At 43.6% G+C, this 19297-nt stretch carries 21 protein-coding genes; 3 read left to right on the forward strand and 18 right to left on the reverse strand.

The genetic code is table 11. The features are described from left to right. Nucleotides 1-97 precede the first annotated feature (97 nt). Together EXA13_RS12820 and EXA13_RS12825 are read right to left on the reverse strand one after the other, a co-directional pair. Nucleotides 98-2041, reverse strand: a complete 1944-nt coding sequence (locus tag EXA13_RS12820) for a DNA topoisomerase III (protein WP_238133515.1) — start codon at nucleotides 2039-2041, stop codon at nucleotides 98-100. Nucleotides 2042-2124: 83 nt separating this feature from the next. Then, nucleotides 2125-2460, reverse strand: a complete 336-nt coding sequence (locus tag EXA13_RS12825; RefSeq protein ID WP_238133516.1) for a Grx4 family monothiol glutaredoxin — start codon at nucleotides 2458-2460, stop codon at nucleotides 2125-2127. A 309-nt stretch (nucleotides 2461-2769) separates the two neighbouring features. Here EXA13_RS12825 and sodB point away from each other — a divergent pair, with 309 nt between their 5' ends. From sodB to EXA13_RS12840, 3 genes are all read left to right on the forward strand, one after another. Beyond that, nucleotides 2770-3354 carry a superoxide dismutase [Fe] gene (sodB, locus tag EXA13_RS12830; RefSeq protein ID WP_238133517.1) on the forward strand — a complete coding sequence of 195 codons (585 nt, stop codon included), beginning with the start codon at nucleotides 2770-2772 and terminating at the stop codon, nucleotides 3352-3354. A 108-nt stretch (nucleotides 3355-3462) separates the two neighbouring features. Beyond that, the gene (locus EXA13_RS12835; RefSeq protein ID WP_269136945.1) at nucleotides 3463-3966 is read left to right on the forward strand and encodes a VC2046/SO_2500 family protein; all 504 of its coding nucleotides are present in this window, start codon (nucleotides 3463-3465) and stop codon (nucleotides 3964-3966) included. Between the two features lie 183 nt (nucleotides 3967-4149). Further along, nucleotides 4150-4818: an SDR family oxidoreductase gene (locus EXA13_RS12840; RefSeq protein ID WP_238133519.1), complete on the forward strand. Its 669-nt coding sequence runs from the start codon at nucleotides 4150-4152 to the stop codon at nucleotides 4816-4818. A 20-nt stretch (nucleotides 4819-4838) separates the two neighbouring features. On the opposite strand, the gene EXA13_RS12845 is transcribed toward EXA13_RS12840, so the two are convergent. From EXA13_RS12845 to EXA13_RS12920, 16 genes are all read right to left on the reverse strand, one after another. Beyond that, the gene (locus EXA13_RS12845; protein ID WP_430794490.1) at nucleotides 4839-5594 is read right to left on the reverse strand and encodes an MlaA family lipoprotein; all 756 of its coding nucleotides are present in this window, start codon (nucleotides 5592-5594) and stop codon (nucleotides 4839-4841) included. Between the two features lie 112 nt (nucleotides 5595-5706). Then, nucleotides 5707-6933: a c-type cytochrome biogenesis protein CcmI gene (gene ccmI / locus EXA13_RS12850; protein WP_238133520.1), complete on the reverse strand. Its 1227-nt coding sequence runs from the start codon at nucleotides 6931-6933 to the stop codon at nucleotides 5707-5709. Further along, entirely contained in the window at nucleotides 6930-7412 is a 483-nt protein-coding gene (locus tag EXA13_RS12855) for a cytochrome c-type biogenesis protein (RefSeq protein ID WP_238133521.1), read from the reverse strand. The genes ccmI and EXA13_RS12855 overlap by 4 nt, the downstream gene beginning before the upstream one ends. After that, nucleotides 7409-7963 (reverse strand): DsbE family thiol:disulfide interchange protein, encoded by a 555-nt coding sequence (locus EXA13_RS12860; RefSeq protein ID WP_238133522.1) that lies wholly within the window; start codon nucleotides 7961-7963, stop codon nucleotides 7409-7411. Before EXA13_RS12860 ends, EXA13_RS12855 begins: the two co-directional genes overlap by 4 nt. After that, nucleotides 7963-9921: a heme lyase CcmF/NrfE family subunit gene (locus EXA13_RS12865; protein WP_238133523.1), complete on the reverse strand. Its 1959-nt coding sequence runs from the start codon at nucleotides 9919-9921 to the stop codon at nucleotides 7963-7965. The genes EXA13_RS12860 and EXA13_RS12865 overlap by 1 nt, the downstream gene beginning before the upstream one ends. Further along, complete coding sequence (gene ccmE / locus EXA13_RS12870; RefSeq protein WP_238133524.1) at nucleotides 9918-10400, reverse strand: cytochrome c maturation protein CcmE; 483 nt, start codon at nucleotides 10398-10400, stop codon at nucleotides 9918-9920. The genes EXA13_RS12865 and ccmE overlap by 4 nt, the downstream gene beginning before the upstream one ends. Continuing rightward, complete coding sequence (gene ccmD, locus EXA13_RS12875; RefSeq protein ID WP_238133525.1) at nucleotides 10397-10603, reverse strand: heme exporter protein CcmD; 207 nt, start codon at nucleotides 10601-10603, stop codon at nucleotides 10397-10399. The genes ccmE and ccmD overlap by 4 nt, the downstream gene beginning before the upstream one ends. Next, nucleotides 10604-11353: a heme ABC transporter permease gene (locus EXA13_RS12880; RefSeq protein WP_238133526.1), complete on the reverse strand. Its 750-nt coding sequence runs from the start codon at nucleotides 11351-11353 to the stop codon at nucleotides 10604-10606. A gap of 77 nt (nucleotides 11354-11430) precedes the next feature. Then, nucleotides 11431-12099 (reverse strand): heme exporter protein CcmB, encoded by a 669-nt coding sequence (gene ccmB / locus EXA13_RS12885; RefSeq protein WP_238133527.1) that lies wholly within the window; start codon nucleotides 12097-12099, stop codon nucleotides 11431-11433. Then, entirely contained in the window at nucleotides 12099-12719 is a 621-nt protein-coding gene (gene ccmA / locus EXA13_RS12890; RefSeq protein WP_238133528.1) for a cytochrome c biogenesis heme-transporting ATPase CcmA, read from the reverse strand. The genes ccmB and ccmA overlap by 1 nt, the downstream gene beginning before the upstream one ends. Nucleotides 12720-13096: 377 nt before the next feature. Continuing rightward, a complete protein-coding gene (locus EXA13_RS12895; RefSeq protein WP_238133529.1) occupies nucleotides 13097-13585 on the reverse strand; it encodes a DUF2802 domain-containing protein in 489 nt (162 codons plus the stop codon). After that, the gene (locus tag EXA13_RS12900; protein ID WP_238133530.1) at nucleotides 13585-14070 is read right to left on the reverse strand and encodes a chemotaxis protein CheW; all 486 of its coding nucleotides are present in this window, start codon (nucleotides 14068-14070) and stop codon (nucleotides 13585-13587) included. The genes EXA13_RS12895 and EXA13_RS12900 overlap by 1 nt, the downstream gene beginning before the upstream one ends. Before the next feature lie 39 nt (nucleotides 14071-14109). Continuing rightward, entirely contained in the window at nucleotides 14110-15111 is a 1002-nt protein-coding gene (locus tag EXA13_RS12905) for a chemotaxis protein CheW (protein WP_238133531.1), read from the reverse strand. Further along, entirely contained in the window at nucleotides 15104-15880 is a 777-nt protein-coding gene (locus EXA13_RS12910) for a ParA family protein (protein ID WP_238133532.1), read from the reverse strand. The genes EXA13_RS12905 and EXA13_RS12910 overlap by 8 nt, the downstream gene beginning before the upstream one ends. Before the next feature lie 9 nt (nucleotides 15881-15889). Then, nucleotides 15890-17005: a protein-glutamate methylesterase/protein-glutamine glutaminase gene (locus tag EXA13_RS12915; RefSeq protein WP_238133533.1), complete on the reverse strand. Its 1116-nt coding sequence runs from the start codon at nucleotides 17003-17005 to the stop codon at nucleotides 15890-15892. Nucleotides 17006-17038: 33 nt separating this feature from the next. After that, nucleotides 17039-19297 (reverse strand): chemotaxis protein CheA, encoded by a 2259-nt coding sequence (locus EXA13_RS12920; protein ID WP_238133534.1) that lies wholly within the window; start codon nucleotides 19295-19297, stop codon nucleotides 17039-17041.

The raw sequence follows: 19297 nt of genomic DNA on the forward strand, positions 1-19297 counted from the left end.
CATTAATGTGATAACTTTCTCTTATCTAATGATATTAACCCAATATAACAAAATTGTTTTTACGCCTCGTGATACCGTCCCATTCGAGCATAGACTTCTACTGACGCACACGGTTAGGGCGTTTTTTAAATGGCCGTTTCCGACGTTTAAACGCCGGGCGAGAGGTTGTGGGCAATGAGCATAAAGAACGGGGGACAGGTTCAGCCTTCACCTGATTCATCCATTGGTTAATCTGTAATTCTAATGCTTGCATAAAGGGTTGATACGCTTGACCTCGTTCAGCCATAGCCTGAAGCTGATGCTCCCAATGTGCCGTCATGTCCGGGTAAGTCGCTTGAAGAGGAAGTGCATGGATCAAACCCTTTCCTGCCGCCGAGCTTTGAATTAACTTCCCATCTCGCTGTAAGAGCTGACGTTTAAATAATGTGTCTAAAATGCCTGCTCGGGTTGCTTCCGTGCCTAAACCATCGGTATCACGGAGAATTTTCTTTAACTCTTTATCTTCAACAAATCGTGCAATCCCGGTCATGGCTTGCAGTAAGGTAGCTTCTGTAAAATAACGTGGTGGCTCCGTTTTACACGCTTTAATTTCTCCTTCTCGACAGGTCAACACCTGATCGATTGCAAGAGGTGGCACACTATCAATTCCCTCTTCTTGCTGTAGGTTCTGCCCCATCAATATTTTCCATCCCGCAGATATTAACTGGCGACCTTTCGCAACAAATTTCCCCCCTGCAATATCAAACCCTAATTTCGCTTCAGCATACACAGCAGGAGGGTAAAACTGGATAAGGTATTGTCGAGCAATTAAGCCATAGATTTTCTGTTCAGTGGCAGATAACCCATTGACCGAAGCGGTTTTCGGCGTCGGAATGATTGCATGGTGAGCATCAACTTTTTTATCATTCCATGCTTTAGATTGACGAGATAAATCCGCTCCCTCCACAGCATGATGCAGCTCACTCAGGTTATGAGCAATAGCCAAGGTGACTTGCTTCGCCTGTGCAAAGTGATCTTTAGGGAGATATCGGCAATCAGAGCGTGGATAGGTAATCAGCTTGTATTTTTCATAAAGAGATTGACACGTATCCAACACCTGCTGCGCACTGAGTTGATAGCGCTTAGCCGCATCAATTTGTAACGCTGATAAAGAGTAAGGTAACGGTGCAGCTTGTTTCGTTTGATTTTGTTCAGACTCAATCACCTTTGCAGCTTGCCCGGCAATACGTTTAGCCACATTTTCAGCTAACTGGCGGTGAAGCACTCTCCCCTCTTCATCTTGCCAAGGTTTACACGCCTCACTCGGTTGCCAGCGAGCTCGAATATCAAAGCAATGATCTCCATCTTGGTAAGGAATTAAGGCGTGCAAAGTAAAGTAGTCTTTGGGTACAAAGTGGGCGATCTCTTCATCACGGCGTACCACAAGCCCTAGCACCGGCGTTTGTACTCGTCCAACCGATAATACACCTTGATATCCCGCTTTCTGGCCTAATAGCGTATAAGCACGGGACATATTCATGCCATACAGCCAATCGGCACGAGAACGTGCTAATGCTGAAACGGATAGCGGAATAAATTCTCGATTACTGCGCATCGAAGAAAGTGCTCGCTGAACCGCTGGCAAATTAAGATCGCTAATCAATAGACGTTGTATAGCTTGCTGCTTACTTTTTGCCACCTTACAGTAATCAATCACTTCATCAACAAGCAACTGTCCCTCGCGATCAGGGTCTCCCGCATGGATAATTTCCTGCGCTTCTTTTAACAGTTTGCGGACCACTGAAAGTTGCTTACTGGCGCTTTTTCTGGGCCTTAGTTGCCAGCGTTCCGGCACAATAGGTAAGTCGGCGAGGTTCCATTTTTTATAACGTTCATCATAACTATCTGGCTCAACTTGTTCTAATAAATGGCCAATACACCAAGTGACAACATCTCCGTGACCACAGCGGATAAATCCTTGCTCTTTTTTGTGAGGTTTAGGCAACGCATCAGCAATCGCTCGCGCTAAACTGGGCTTTTCAGCAATAAATAAGCGGCTCATAATACTGAATCGATAAAAAAAGTAAGGCCACATTACTCAATGTGGCCTTACAAAATCAAGAAAAACTGTAATTTTATACAGTATTACTCATTACTATCCGATGCGCGCCCTGCTGCTTCTTTGATAAGCGGTTGCAATTCACCTTTTTGGAACATTTCTAAAATAATGTCGCAACCACCAATCAACTCACCTTCAATCCATAATTGGGGGAAAGTCGGCCACTGAGCGTAAATAGGTAGCTCAGCTCGAATATCAGGATTTTGCAAAATATCTACATAAGCAAATTTTTCACCGCACGCCATTAAAGCTTGTGCGGCTTGAGAAGAGAAACCACAGCTTGGTAGTTTTGGGGACCCTTTCATATATAGGAGAATCGGATTTTCTGCGATTTGCTGTTTGATTTTGTCAATGGTTTCCATTGCTTCCTCTTAATGGATGGCTAGTTTGATTCCCCCATTCTAAATCATTAAGTCAGAATAAAAAGCACAATATATTTATGGTTTTTGATGAATAACTCTAAAGGTGTAGTCTAGAAATAAAATTTTTCTTAGCGATAGGGTGTTAATAAAGTAAAAAGTTGCTAAAATAGCTAGCAAGTCAGTCGTATCGACGAAATACAATAATACTGGAAGCCATCGAAGGAAGGGTATTGGTCTGTCGAGAGCTCTAATTTCCATCTACCTCGTCAGCTAAGCCGCTTCTTTCCTCGAAAAACGGAGAATAGAGCAATGGCATTTGAATTACCTGCGTTACCATACGCAAAAAACGCACTAGAGCCACATATCTCAGCAGAAACATTGGAATACCACTATGGCAAACACCACAACACTTATGTGGTTAAACTCAATGGACTGATCCCTGGAACTGAGTTTGAAGGCAAAACGCTGGAAGAGATCATCAAGACCTCAACAGGTGGTGTCTTTAATAACGCTGCACAAGTCTGGAACCACACATTCTACTGGCACTGCTTATCCCCAAATGGTGGCGGTGAACCGACCGGTGCCGTGGCGGATGCCATCAATGCAGCTTTTGGTTCTTTTGAAGAGTTTAAAGCGAAATTCACTGATTCTGCGATCAATAACTTTGGTTCATCTTGGACTTGGTTGGTTAAAAAAGCCGATGGTTCACTGGCTATCGTTAACACTTCAAACGCAGCAACACCGATCACTGAAGAGGGTGTAACCCCACTATTGACCGTAGACCTATGGGAACACGCTTACTACATTGATTACCGTAACCTACGTCCAGACTATATGAATGGTTTCTGGGCTTTGGTTAACTGGGACTTTGTTGCTCAAAATTTAGCAAAATAATGCTATATAAATAAGTTATGATGCTCTTAAGCCTGCATATATTGCAGGCTTTTTTTATTAAAGTTTTTTGCCTTGATGCCGCTATTAAAAATGCATCGAGGAGAAATAATGCAAGTACATACATTAGACAAAGCTGGAATTATTAATGAACTGCATATTGGCTCAGGTATTAGCCAAGCGGTTCAGCAAGGTCGTCACGCCGACTTTGCTTTATTCATGGCTCTATTTTCTAATGATGTGCGCGATGGATGCCCAATAGAGCCCATTGATGAACAAGTCACTACTGAGCAGTTACTTCGCCAACGGTTTGAACTGCCTGAATTACAACCGTTACGTAATGATCAAAGCTCTTACCAAATATCTGCTCAACAAGCTCGATACTTCCATGCGGGAGGGCTAGCCAGTGCCAAACTCTCACATTATTTAAAACCGGAAGCTCTCACTTACCTTCCTGAAGATACACAAGGTTTCCCAGAAGAGGTCTACCTCAACCTTTCTGGCCACGAGCGGAGAAGTTTAGCCACAAAATCGCCAAGATCCTTACTCACAACGGATCTCTATCCACAACTTAATATGGCTTTACGCCATGATCAGCTACGAGCTCAAATCTAGCAAATACATAAAATTCACATATGACAAACAAAAATGTGAACAGCGTCTAACATTCAAACATCAACACTTTATTTAAAAATTTTCTTTGACCCCATTCACACCATATTTTGCTCTCTTCTACCATGCTTCTCATTCTGATTCATATGCTTTGTGAATTTTAAGAAATAAAAAGGACAGCATAATATGAATATTAACCGTGCACTTGTTTTAATTACGTCAGCGGGATCATCATTAGGCAGTACGTTGGCAATCCACTTTGCTCGGCTAGGAGCAAAAGTGATACTCTGCGATACCGATCAACATAAACTGATTGAAACTTGGCAACGATGCCAATCCGTTGTCGATGATGTTCATTACTACCCCCTAACTGACCACTCCCTCGCAAGTATTGATCAATTGTTTACTCATATCGAAACCATGCATCAAACGGCTCCTGATGTGTTGATCAACTACTGGCCCACGACTCCATTTCCATCGGTGATCGATGACCGTCCAACAGAGCAATTTATTCAACAAATGGTTACTATGGCTGCCTCACTATTTACGTTTGGGCAAGCGTGTGCAGAACGCATGCGTCAGCATCAAACCAAAGGGGTCATTGTTAATATGGTTTCCTACTCCACCTTGGAAGAAAGGTCTGGAATTGAAAATGCTAACTCGATGGTGTCCGGTTTTACCCAAAGTTGGGCAAAAGAATTGACTCCCTTTAATATTCGGGTAGGAGGGGTCATTCCTGTAATTAGTGAGCGAGGTAACCCAGAGCATTGGGCCGAAATGCAAGATGAATTGATTCGTAATACTGAGTACATTGTCGCTAACGAATATTTCAGTGGCAGAGTGATGTCGGCTTAGCTAGGCCAAGCCGAGTTTAATCAAAAACCACCATCAAGATAATCATCCAGATAATCTTCTTCGTGTTCATCATAAACACTGGTGTCGATCTCTGCTTTGAAATCACGGCGCTGCAAATAAACTTCTCGCGTTAACGCATAAGGATCTGGAGAATTTTCTAGCATAACTTCTTGTGGTACGAGAGCAGCTCGCGTTTCCATTCCTTCAATAGCCCATTTGCCTAAACTGGCCCAAATATTTAAGTAGGAAAGTGGAGCATACAAACCATCAACCACATCGGTGGTTTCTCGCACAGTAAAAGGGCCATAACCTGGCACCATCACATAAGGGCCATTCCCTACCCCATAATGGCCAACAGCGTCACTAAACTGTTTCTCATCATGCTTATTGATTCCCGCCTCTGAAGCAATATCAATCAAACCTAATAAACCAAAAGTACTGTTAAGCCAAAATCGGTTGAAATGATCGAGCGCCTTTTCGCCATTACCCATAATCAAGTTATTAATCATGCTGGCTGGTTCATCTAAGTTTGATAAGAAGTTTGCCAAGCCTCGTCGAAGCGGTGAAGGAACATAGTCAACATAAGCCATTGAAACGGGTCGAACCACATAAGGATCTAAGTAATCGTAATTAATTGTCCACATCGTTCGGTTAAACCCTTCAAACGGGTCACTAGCGCTGGCGTCAGCATCAATTTTGTCATCGGGGACAGAGCTGCACCCGACAAGTATTAACATAAACAAAAGGGTCACAGACCGTGATAAACGGCTTATCATGTTGGTCATCCATCTTTTATCAGCCAAAGATTGAATCCTTAGCCTTTTCCTACCATAAACGGTGCTAACAAAATTCGACAATGTTAAGTCACCCTAATTAAACCAATAAGCATCAAGGATATTGAGTATCAATGGTTAACTCAACGTGTTCGCCAAGCTCAACCACCGCACTTTCCCCAAACCAATCTTCTTCTCGTGTGGCTACATTGCCATCACTATCTAAACGAGCTCGAACAATCAACGTCTCTAAATCAGATAAATCGCGTCCTTGTAGCATACTGTTGCTATTATCAAGCACAACGGTAACCGGAAACTGGTTTAAAGGGTAACGTCCAGCTGCAACAGGAACAGGCGCACCATCGGCACTATGAACCGAGACGATCAGCACGCCATTATTAGGTACTATCACCTTATCCGCTAAATGAATCGTCACTTTTACTGAAAGTTCAGCCTCCGTACTTGCTGACAGACTTCGCTTAGCACTTTCAATACTGCGCGTGAGCATATCATAACGGGCATCATTCGGCCCAATCATCTCTTGCATCTGCTGCCAGTAATGGATGGCATTGGTATAATCGCCATTTTCAAAGGCATCAAACGCTAATAAAGAAAAAACTCTCAGATCGACATAATCCGCTTGAGCCAACTGAAGTAATAACGTTCTCGCTTGATTTTGATCCCATTCATCATTAGACAGTATTAAGGATTGTGCATACCCAAGCTGCACATCGCCGTCTTGAGGCTCAAGCTCATACGCTTTTCTTGTTGCACCAATAGCTGTTTGCATATCTCGATTGGCCATACCTATCCGCCCGAGCAAAAGCCATCCCGTCGCATCATCGGGTTGATAATGCAACCGAGTCCGTAAAGATAAGGTTAGGTCTTGCATCTCTTGATCGGTCAGTTCAACACCATTCGGTGTAGGCGTCATCAGTTTCTTACTTAGCTCTGGTAGATTTGCACTCACTTGTTGCCAATGCTTGACTTGAGGATAGTAGCCATACCAAGCATAGAGCCCATAACTCAACACTACCACCAATAAAGTAGCCGAGATAAATAGCAAACGACCGGATACTACTGATTCACGTGATAACGCCGAACGGCTGGGAACGTCATCCAATAATGACTGTTTCAAATCAGCAATAAGCTCTTGTGGATTGTCAACTAACCCTTCTTGGGTTTCATCTTCTAATTCAGCTAAACGATCTTTGTAAAAGGCTTTGTTTAATTCATCACGTAGATACTGATCATTATTTACTTTTTTCTGAATCATCGGGAGAGCAATAAAAAGGCTTGCTATGGTCACTAAAATAAATGTTGAGAGCCAAAATAACATCATGCTTGCTTATCTCCTCGGCTTTCATCTTTCAGTAATGCCTTTAAGCGCGCTTCTTTTTCTTGATCCCAGTTGACTACCTGAGCCGGATTATGTCTATTGCGCCGACTGCGCACAACCAGAACGCTGAACCCCATCATTAACACGAAAAGGGGAGCAATCCACAAAATGGCCGTACTAAAGGTAAAAGGGGGATTATAGGTAACAAAATTTCCATATCGTGCGATCATGTAATCAATGACCTCTTGCTTTTCATGACCTTGTTTTGTCATTTCATACACTTTTTGCCGCAAGTCCTGAGCCAGTTCCGCGTTAGAATCAGCAATTGAGTTGTTCTGACATTTAGGGCACCGCAGCGTATTGCTCAGTTCATGAAACTGTTTCTCTTGTTCCGGTGTATCAAAGTCATAGACATCAATCACAGCCCAGCTAGATAATGAAAAAAGTAATGTGGCAAGCGTAGCCCAACGAATCAATTTCATGGTTGACTCTCCTGCAAAAGCTGCTGATACATAGGCTCAAGTTGGTTTTTCCAATTATTAGGATTCACGTCACCAACATGGCGATAACGAATGACGCCTTGTGCATCAATCAGAAACGTTTCCGGTGCACCATAAACCCCAAGATCCAACCCTAGCATGCCACTCCCATCAAACAAGCTGATTAAATAGGGATTGCCTAATTCATTTAGCCATTTCACCGCTTTTTCACGTTGATCTTTATAGTTTAGACCAATGATTTTCACCCCTTGCTCTGCCAGTTGATTTAAGTATTGATGCTCGGCATAGCATGTTGGGCACCAAGTAGCCCAGACATTCAGTAATAAAGGCTCACCTATAAAAATGGATTGATCATACAAGCGGCCTGGTTCTGCTAAATCTTCCAATTTAAATTCAGGTACGACTTTACCAATCAAAACCGACTCTAATTTTGTTGGATCGTCCCCAACGGAATTTTTCATCAGCTGAGTGGCAAAGATGCCAACCAATAGCAGAAAAGCCAACAAAGGAATAAACAACACCTTTTTATTCATTATTCCCCCTCCCGCTGGGTAGTCTTTCTAAAACGATAACGTTTATCGCTAATCGCAAACACACCACCAAGCGCCATAAGCAAACTGCCCGCCCAAATCCAGCGAACGAAAGGTTTATGATAAATTCGAACCGCCCAAGCATCGCTACCTTTTAGCTGCTCACCCATTGCAATATAGAGATCTCGGGTCATCCCCCTATCGATTGCGGCCTCCGTCATCATAGAACGAGCGGTACGGTAAAAACGCTTTTCTGCATGTAATGTATTAATATATTGACCATTTTTAGTAATATAGAAATCTGCAATATAGCCATCGTAATTGGGGCCATCTTGATCTCGTAACTGCTTAAAATAAAAGTCATAGGCATCTAAGGTAAAGTGTTCACCAGGGGCTAACCGTACATCACGTTCAACGCTATAGTTTTGAACCATAGCAATACCAATTACTGTGACGGCCATGCCTAAATGCCCAAGAAGCATCGCCCAATGGCTACGAGGCAATTTTTTCACCCCCACCCCAAATGTGTGTCGATGGGTGGCTCGTTGGTATAACTCCACACCATGTAAACAGATAATCCATAGCGCCATAACCCAGCCTAGGTAGGCCATCGGTCTGAATTCATCCGTAAGAAGATGAATCAATACCGAGCTAAGCAGTAATGAAAACACGCCAGAAATAGCCATGGGTTTCACTAGGCTAGATAAAGAATCGCGCTTCCAACGAATCAACGGACTGACCCCAAGGAAGAAAGCAAAAGGCACCATTAACCAAGCAAAAACAGTATCAAAAAAGGGAGCCCCGATAGAGACCGAACCCAATCCAAGCTGCTTATGAACCAACGGTAGTAGCGTCCCGATCAGCACCACAACTAACCCAGTGATCAATAAAATATTATTGGCTAATAACGCATTTTCACGAGAAACAAGTTCAAAGTTACCGCGTGAACGTATCGCTCCTCCCTTAAGAGCATACAGCAGTAAGGAGCCACCAATGACTATTACTAAAAATGCTAAAATAAACATGCCTCGGGCGGGATCTGATGCAAACGCATGAACCGAAACTAAAATACCCGAACGAACTAGAAATGTTCCTAACAGACTCAGTGAAAAGGCTGAGATGGCCAGTAATACCGTCCATGCTTTAAACGTTCCACGTTTTTCTGTAACAGCAAGAGAATGCATTAACGCCGTTCCCGCTAACCATGGCATTAAGGAGGCATTTTCTACGGGATCCCAAAACCACCACCCTCCCCAGCCTAATTCGTAATAAGCCCACCATGATCCTAATGCAATACCTAACGTTAGAAATAGCCATGCCGCCGTTGTCCAAGGACGAGACCAGCGAGCCCAGGCTGTATCAAGGCGTCCCGTCATCAAAGAAGCAATCGCAAAGGCAAAGGCAACAGAAAAGCCCACATATCCCATGTACAAAATAGGAGGGTGAACAATTAATCCCGGATCTTGTAACAAAGGGTTTAGATCTCGCCCATCGATGGGAAAGTGTGGCAAAGTACGAATAAAAGGGTTTGAGGTAACAATAATGAACAGTAAAAAGCCGACAGTAATCATCCCCATAATGGATAACACACGAGCTACCGACTCTTGTGGCATCCCTCTGCTAAAACTTGCCACTGCGACGGTCCAGCCAGCCTGAATCAATGCCCATAATTGTAAAGAGCCTTCATGCGCTCCCCAAGCGGCAGTTAAGCGATAATACCAAGGCAGTTGGCTGTTAGAGTTACTTGCAACATACAACACCGTAAAATCATTGACGTAAAATGCCCACAATAAAATAGCAAAGGATAAAGCAAGCATTGCCAGCATTCCCCATGAAAGCGGGCGAGCGCTATTCATTAATAGGCTATTACTGCACTGAGCACCAACCATGGGAAGAATGCTTAATAAGGCAGCAAACGCCAGAGCGAGTATCAATGCAAAATGGCCAATTTCAACGATCATTGCAGGCTCCCTTGTTGCTGTTCATCGGTATAAGTCAATGGAGCATGATTTTTTTGCATCGCTTCCGCAATTTCTGCTGGCATATAGTTCTCGTCATGCTTTGCTAACACTTCAAATGCCTCAACGGTTGTCGCATCTTTTAATACTCCTTGAGCGACAATACCTTGCCCTTCTCGAAATAAATCAGGAAGAATTCCCTCATATTCCACTTTTACCTCGGGCCCTACATCGTGCAATAAAAAGCTGACTTTGAGTGAATTCGGATCTCTTGCTACCGATCCCACCGTTACCATGCCGCCAATTCTTAGCCGTTGACCAACCTCTGGTTTTTTACCATCTTTACCATTAACCAGTTCTGTTGGTGTATAAAAAAGATCCATATTTTGACTCAATGCATAAAGGATTAGCCCGGTCGTTGCCCCTAAGCCAATCAAAATGGCTAAAACCATGGTAAGCCGTTTTTTTCTTCTCGGATTCATAGGGTATTCTCCATTTTTTTAGCCGCCTCAATACGAGCTTGGCGATTCACTTTCTTTTGAACATCATCAAGTAGCTTTCTACCTCGGCGTACACTCAACACCCACAAAATCCACATCGAAAAGAAGGTAATACCAAATGCACTCCACACATATTCAGCATATCCTCCCATCGCCCAAAACTCACTCCAAGAATTAAAATACATTTATTTCACTCCCTGTGATTGTGTGGCTAACTGTATGACCCAAGGGCGATGGCTCTCTCGTTGAATAATCTCATTACGTAAACGAATCAAGGTCAAAGCGGCAAAGAAAAAAGCAAACCCCAAAATGCTCATCAGCAAAGGCCAAAGCATGTCTGCGGATATGGATGGTTTGGCAAACTTAGTAATGGTGGCTCCTTGATGTAAGGTGTTCCACCACTCCACAGAAAAATGAATAATAGGTAGATTTATAACGCCAACAATAGCAAGAATACCCGCGGCCTTAGCCGCCATTTTGGGGTCATCAAACGCTTGGTATAAAGCAATAACACCTAAATACAAGAAAAGTAAGATAAGCTCTGATGTTAAACGCGCATCCCATACCCACCACGCACCCCACATCGGTTTTCCCCAAATCGCCCCCGTAATTAAAGCAATAAAGGTAAATACCGCTCCAATCGGTGCCATCGCTAAAGCAGCCATATCTGCCACTCTGATTTGCCAAACAAGGCCAATAAAAGCAGCAATCGCCATGGATAGATACACCCCCATGGACCAAATTGCCGATGGGACATGAATGTAGATAATCCGAAAACTATTACCTTGTTGATAATCTGAAGGGGCAAAAGCCAACCCCCAGATTGTACCAATAGCTAAGCACAATAACGCAAATATAGAAAACCAAGGTAGAAGCTTACCGCATAGTTGATATACCGTTTCAGGCTTGGCATAAGGATGAAGCCATTTCCACATTGTTTAGTCTCACTCTTGCTTCAGTAACCGAACCTTTTCTGTTCGGATTGTTATTCATTTAATTGAGAGATATCTCATTAATTCACACTAATGCGTAAAGCTGCACTGATCGCTAATGGCGTTAAGGTTATCGCCCCCATCAGCATTGCACCTAAAATGGCCAGTTGCCCAGAATAAGGCATTCCCAGCATTGCAGCATCAATCGCAGAGGTAGCAAAAATGAGAATTGGGATATACAGAGGTAGCACCAATAAACTCAGCAAAACACCGCCTTTTTGTAACCCTACTGTTAGTGCAACCCCAATAGCACCAATAAAGCTTAAGGTTGGAGTCCCCAATACGAGAGTAAAAACCGCAGCGACCCAAGTATTAAAATCCAGCGATAGCAACACAGCCAGTAAAGGAGTAATCAAAATAAGTGGAATACCGGTTAATAACCAATGAGCAAATACTTTTGCCATAACCGCAATAGGGAGGGGAACAGGCATTAACATCAGTTGCTCTAATGCCCCATCTTGAAAATCATCACGCAATAATCGCTCTAATGAAAGCAATGCCGATAATAGGGCTGCAACCCAAAGAATGCCTGGTGAGATCCGAGCAAGAAGGGCGGGATCTGGCCCAATACTCAGAGGGAAAAGAGTGATCACGATGATAAAAAACCACAATGGATTTAAAATATCCGCTTGACGACGATAAGCAATCAATAATTCTCGGCGAATAATGGTTGTCAGAATCGAGAGCATTACTCCTCTCCCAATTTAATTTTTCTCAGATTAGCATTATCCGCAAACATATCTTGGTGAGTTGTTAAGATCACGACTCCCCCTTCTTCTGCGTGGTGTAAAAATAGCCTTTCCAGTACCTTCACTCCCTGCTTATCGATCGCGGTCAGTGGTTCATCCAAAATCCACAACGGCTGCGAACTCAACCAAAGACGTGCTAAAGCAACTCTTCGTTGTTGTCCTGCAGACAACTGTGCAACCTGAACCTCTTCATACCCCGCAAGCCCCACTTTCGTCAACGCACGATACAAATCTTTATGACCAGCCGCACCTCTGTTCACCTTTTGATAGAAATGCAGGTTTTCTAGCGCAGTCAACTCACGTTTAATGCCCGTTTGGTGGCCAAGAAAAAGTAAATCACGATGAAAACTTTCTCGGTCTTGATCAATATTCTCTCCCTTCCAGAATATCTGACCACCATCAAGACTACCCAGCCCGGTAATCATCCTCAACAGCGTCGTTTTACCTGTTCCATTTCGACCTTCAATCTGGACCAAATCACCCGCTTGAATGTTAAAAGACAATCCTTCAAAGAGCACTCTATCATCTCGAATTGCCGTGAGATTTTTCGCTTCCAGCATGAGCTTCTATATCAATATTTTTGGGCGACCATATTAACACAGCCAAGAATAGACAAAATAGAATAAGGGCATTACTGGTCACGAAACTAAGTAAGAATCTGTTAAATTTTCCACAAATAAAGGCAAATTAACCCTTTAGGATTATATGGTTATTAAAGATAAGCCTAATGAAACGGTGAGAGAGACTCACCGCTTAATACTAAATGCTTCCCTCTCAATGGGGATACAGATTCCAACAAAAAGAAATAGATTGAATACGAATGGATAACAGTAACTAGCAATGAGAATGAGAGCCCAAAAAAGACAGGAGATGGTAGAAATAACCGACAAACAAAAAAAGGAAGCTTACGCTTCCTTAAATAAAAGAGAGGGTTATTTTAGCGCTGCTTTCCAACTGAATAAGGTTGTTTTCGATCTGGATCACTACTGAGTGGTGGAACCGCTTCTTTACCAGTCAGCTTCTTCTGTAATGAGAGCATCAGCTCTGCTTCTGCCTTAGGTAATTCACACTCTTCAATCAACTCATTAATATCGGCCCCCAGTTTGGCCATTTTACTGGCTCGACTGTACAAACGGGCATCGGTATCCACATTTTCCAACTGTTTCAGTCGTTCATTTAGATGAGTAATCATCTCTTGTTGCTCTGTCACCCGTTGCCCAAGCCCAATCGCAGCTGAGCGAACTTCTAACAACTGTTTTGCCGATTTTTGTAACTCTTTATCTAAATGACGAGTCTGTTGACGAAAGTGATCCGCCTGACGAATCACTGCACGATGCAATGAAATCAGAGCAAGTACCAACAATAACACTACCAACAGGCCACCTCCTGCTAAAACAGGAGGCGTTAAATTGAGAAAATCACCCATTATAGATGAGCCATTTCATCCCATTCTTCTTCTGACAATAGCTTGTTTAGATCAACCAAAATCAAAAGCTTGCCATCACGGTTGCTAACGCCTTGAATAAATTTAGAACTTTCATCGGTACCAACACTTGGCGTTGTATCAATTTCAGAAGAGCGTAGGTAAACCACTTCGGCGACACTATCAACTAAAATACCAATCACTTGGCGCTCTGATTCAATAACAATGATGCGTGTATTATCAGTCGTTTCGCCAGACATCAGACCAAAACGTGAACGAGTGTCAATCACAGTTACCACATTTCCGCGTAGGTTAATAATACCTAATACATAGTCTGGTGAACCTGGAACTGGGGCGATTTCGGTGTAACGTAAAACTTCACGTACTTGCATTACATTGATGCCATACGTCTCTTCTTCTAGCTGAAATGTCACCCACTGAAGCACTTCATCGTTTGAGTGTTCTTTTCTCACTTTTACTTCAGACATACCGTTTCCTCTCTAAGTCGTTACCGACAAACATATAAATTATTTATCGAGTGCTTTTACATCAAGTCCAGCATTAAGCATAGCGATTAATGCTTGAACATGGATAAGTGCACACATTTTTTCTTTAACCATTCCGGCGAGCCAAGGGCGTTTGCCCACTTGTTCCCGCCAACGTACTTTGTCACTACTCAGCCACTCGGTACCCAACAATTGAGTACAAGCAAGCCCCCACAGGCTTTCATCTAGCATGACAATGTATTGATACTCTTCTTTGTATGAATCATCACGTAGCTTTTCTGCCATAACCCACTTAGCAGTATCCACAACATCCAATTGATGTTCTCGACTCGTTTGTAGCCCTAAATACCATGGAGGTCGACCAATTAAATGGTTGAGGGCAGTTTTACGGTGAATACCACCGAGTTCATCAAGAGGGACCGCAAAAGTGACACCATTCACTTCAAAGTACAGTACTTGAAACTTCGCCTCTCGGACTGGGCAGTCCCACTGACCAATGCCTGAAGCTCCTGCTTGCGCTACTAGCGCAGACGCCACCTCTTCAACATAGTCCGTTCGTACTTCTTCAACTTCTAGCTCATCTGGTTGGGAAGGTTCAGTCTCTTCTACCACAACGTCAACAGAGAGAGGGACGATCTCTTCTTGATAAGGTTCGACCTCCCACTCTTGAATCTCTTCTACTTCAGCGACATAAGGCGCCTGTACTGCCTGAGCGATTTGTTGAGTATTTTGCTCTAAAATCTCTTCAATACCTAGATCCTCAACGGGATTCCGGCTTTCCAATTGACTCAGTAAACGCTGTACATCCTCTAAATTTGGCAACTCAAATTCAACTAAAGTTTGATCAACATAACTGACTTCGCTTTCTACCTGAAGAGCAGGAGCAAGCTGAGGCTCTTCAGGTTGACTCAATTCCAGAGGCGGCGAAGTAGGTTGCCACGCTTGCTCTTCAAACTCGTCTTCTAATAAGGCCGTAAAGTAGTCTTCTAATGCTTGTTCACTGGATAATAATGGACTACTCATTAATGGCCAACCTCTCTAAAAACAGCAGTAACTGCTTATAGGCAAAGACTCCACGACACCCTTCCGCAAAATGGGAAACCGGTAAACGTTTTAAACTGGCATCTCTGAATTTAGTATCAATGGGTACCGCTGATGTCCACACTTGATCAGGATAATCTTTTTTTAATTGATTCAGCGTCTGCAATGAAGCACGAGTGCGTTTATCATACATGGTAGGCACAATAGTAACTTTAAATTCACGACTACGTGATTTTTGCATAATGGCTAACGTTCGAACCATGCGTTCTAGCCCTTTCATTGCAAGAAATTCCGTTTGAACTGGTATTAAAATACGATCACTGGCAGCCAATGCGTTAACCATCATAACGCCTAAAATAGGAGGACAATCAATCAAAACATAATCATAGCGCGCACGTAAGGCAAGCAATGAACGTTTAAGGATAAGCCCCATTCCACTGCGGTTACCCATAACACGATCCAGTGTCGCCAAAGACATATGGGCTGGAATAAGATCAATACCTTCAATATCGGTATTCAAGATAAGTGGCTCAACACTTTGCTCTGTAAATTCTCGTAATTGAAAGAGATCAAATAAGCTGGTGGGTATCGCATCAGAATCATAGCCTAGATACGTTGTTAACGACGCATGGGGATCGGTATCCACCAACAACACGCGTTTGCCTTGTTTACTTAACAAGCCCGCTAGTGTGATGGTCGTAGTCGTTTTACCTACGCCCCCTTTTTGGTTCGCAACGCTCCAAACAATCATGATGTTTCCTTAATTCAGACCGACTTCAACCAACATCCGCTCGGCAATACGCTCAAGAGGAAGATCTTCAGATGAAATGCCTGCTTTCGCCACCGCTTGAGGCATACCATAAACAACGCAACTTTCTTCATCTTGTGCCCAGATAGTTGAACCAGCGGCTTTTAGCATGCGAGCGCCTTCTCGTCCATCAGCCCCCATCCCGGTTAACACCATAGACAAGACTTTATCACCAAAAATTTTTGAAGCAGAGCCAAAGGTAATATCCACACAAGGCTTATAATTCATTCGCTCACCACCATCAATAATGCGAAGACGAGCGGCACTTGGACGGCCATCAAGCATCATCTGCTTACCCCCCGGTGCAAGGTAAGCCACACCTGGGCGTAAAATATCCCCATCTTCGGCTTCTTTTACTTCAATCTTACACAGTGAATTAAGACGGCTAGCAAAAGCCGCCGTAAATGTGGCAGGCATGTGCTGAATCAACACAATGGGATGAGGATAATTGGCTGGCAATTTGGTCAAGATTTTCTGCAATGCAACAGGGCCTCCTGTCGATGTCCCGATCGCCGTTAGCTGATATTTTTTCCCTGATGCTTTAAAACGAGCAACAGGCGCACTCGGACGGCTAGCCACACTGGGATTTGGTGTAGACGTCGATACCTGACGCGTCGAACTGCTTGATGTTGCTGGCGTTTTAGCAAGCAGGCTCCGACGCATAAAAGTGCGTTTACCTGCAATATCCAATACTTTTTGCTGTAGCAGTAAAACGGCTTCATCTCTGTTACGAGCAATGTCTTCAAATTTTTTCGGAAGAAAATCGAGAGCTCCAGCATCTAACGCATCTAACGTGGCTTTTGCTCCGTCGTGCGTGAGTGAGGAGAACATCAAAATAGGCGTGGGATTATTAGCCATAATCTCACGCACAGCCGTAATGCCATCCATAATCGGCATTTCGATATCCATCGTGATGACATCTGGTTTTAAGCGCAGAGCTTTGTCTACAGCCTCACGGCCATTAGTCGCCACATCAATGACTTCTAAACGCGATTCGGCGTTGATGATCTCACTCACTCGACGTCGAAAAAAGCTCGAATCATCAACAACTAATACTTTAATCGCCATAGTTATCCTTATTATTAAGTAGCGAAGCTGCTACTAAAAACGCGATGCTGCCGCGTAATTTTTCAGTAAATCTGAGATATCCAGTATCAGAGCAATATGCCCATCACTGGTAATGGTCGCACCTGCCATACCTGGCGTTCCCTGCAGGAGTTTATCTAGCGGTTTGATAACGACTTCTTCTTGACCAATTAAGGTATCCACCACAAAGCCGACACGTTGGTTACCGATCTGTACAATAACAACATGCCCATGACCTTTACGAGCTTCTACCATACCCGCTTGCGGAGCGAGCCAGTTTTGTAGATAGAACAGAGGGATGGATTTATCACGAACAATAATGGTCAATTGCCCATCAACAACGTTAGTACGACTTAAATCAAGGTGGAAAATTTCATTCACACTCGCCAAAGGTAAGGCAAAAGGATGCCCTGCAACACCTACCATTAAAGTCGGTAGAATCGCTAATGTTAACGGAACCTTAATCGTAATTTTAGTTCCTTTACCCAACTCAGAATCAATATCAATCGAGCCATTTAAAGTATTAATCGCTGTTTTCACAACATCCATTCCGCCCCCACGGCCAGAGATGTCTGAAATTTTCTCTTTACTGGAGAAACCAGGCATAAAAATGAGATTAAAACATTCTTTATTGGTCAAACGTGATGCGGCATCTTCATCCATCATGCCACGTTTTACGGCAATACCTCTGAGTTTATCCGGGTCCATACCGCCACCATCATCAACGATAGCAAGTTCAATATGATCCCCCTCTTGCGAGGCAGATAAAATCACTTTACCCGTACGCGGTTTACCTGATGCGACACGGTCATCCGGCATTTCTATACCATGGTCAACAGAGTTACGGACTAAGTGAATGAGAGGATCTGCAAGTGCTTCAACCAAGTTTTTATCTAGATCTGTTTCTTCACCGCGTAATTCCAGCACAATGTCTTTTTTTAGCGTTCGAGCCAAATCACGAACCACACGAGGGAAACGACCGAACACCTTTTTAATCGGCTGCATGCGAGTTTTCATCACCGCGCCTTGTAAGTCGGCAGTAACCACATCAAGGTTAGACACCGCTTTAGACATTTCTTCATCGTTGCTGTTTAGGCCTAAGCTTAACAAACGGTTACGAACCAACACCAATTCACCGACCATATTCATGATGGTATCGAGAGTTGAGGTATCAACACGAACCGTAGCTTCTGCTTGTGGTTTTTTCGCAGCACTCACCGCTGTCGTTGCTTCACGCTTTTCTACTGTTTTCGCAACAGGAGCAGATTTTTCAGGTGCGGATGCAGCCGGTGGTGCGATTTTTTTAGCCGCTGGATCTGCTGCTGGTTTTGTTTCTGCTGGTTTATTCGTAACCACTGGTGGTGGATTTGATGCACCAACCGGCTTCGTGGCTATCTCAAGTTCATCAACAGAAGGGCCTTTACCTGTGCCATGTAATTCATCTAATAAGCGTTCAAACTCTTCATCCGTCATTAGGTCACTATCGGAGCTAAAACTGGAAGTAGCTGCAGGGTTTACAGGGGCTTTATCTGCTGGCGCTGATGAAGCTGGAGCATCATGTACAGAAGGGCCTTTGCCTTTACCATGTAACTCATCAAGCAGCTTTTCAAACTCGTCATCCGTAATGTCGCCATTGGCCTCATTATTGACTGGCGTCGATACCGGAGCGGTAGGCTCAGAAGTCGCTTTCGTTTCCGCTCCCGGAGCTCGGCCTTTGCCATGCAGTTCATCTAGCAGTTTTTCAAACTCATCTTCACTAATATCATCAATTGAGCTATTCACTGCTGCACTACTGTCTGGCATGTCTGCCGCCGGAGTCGTGATCACTTCTTCAACCTCAACAACGGGGTCATTTTGTTCATTAGAAGAAGGTTCATCTTCAGACTCTGGTTTGCATAAATCATGCAACTCTTCAATTAGTTGAGGATCAGCAGGCTGCAGAGGTTCGCGCTCTTGTACCGCGCGAAATTGTTCGTTGACCGTATCAAGGGCACGAAGCATGGTATCCATCAGGCTAGGTGTAACACTTCGTTGCCCATTACGTAGATAGTCAAACACGTTTTCAGCGCCATGACAGGTTTCCACTAACTCCGTCAGCGCTAAGAAACCAGCGCCGCCTTTGACAGTATGAAAACCGCGGAAAATAGCATTAAGAAGGTCGCGATCTTGTGGATTATTTTCGAGTTCCACTAACTGCTCTGATAGCAGTTCTAAAATCTCACCGGCTTCAACCAAAAAGTCTTGAAGAATATCTTCGTCTAAATCGTAGCTCAT

Source organism: Vibrio cincinnatiensis (assembly GCF_022113815.1).
GTDB classification, from domain to species: Bacteria; Pseudomonadota; Gammaproteobacteria; order Enterobacterales; family Vibrionaceae; genus Vibrio; species Vibrio cincinnatiensis_A.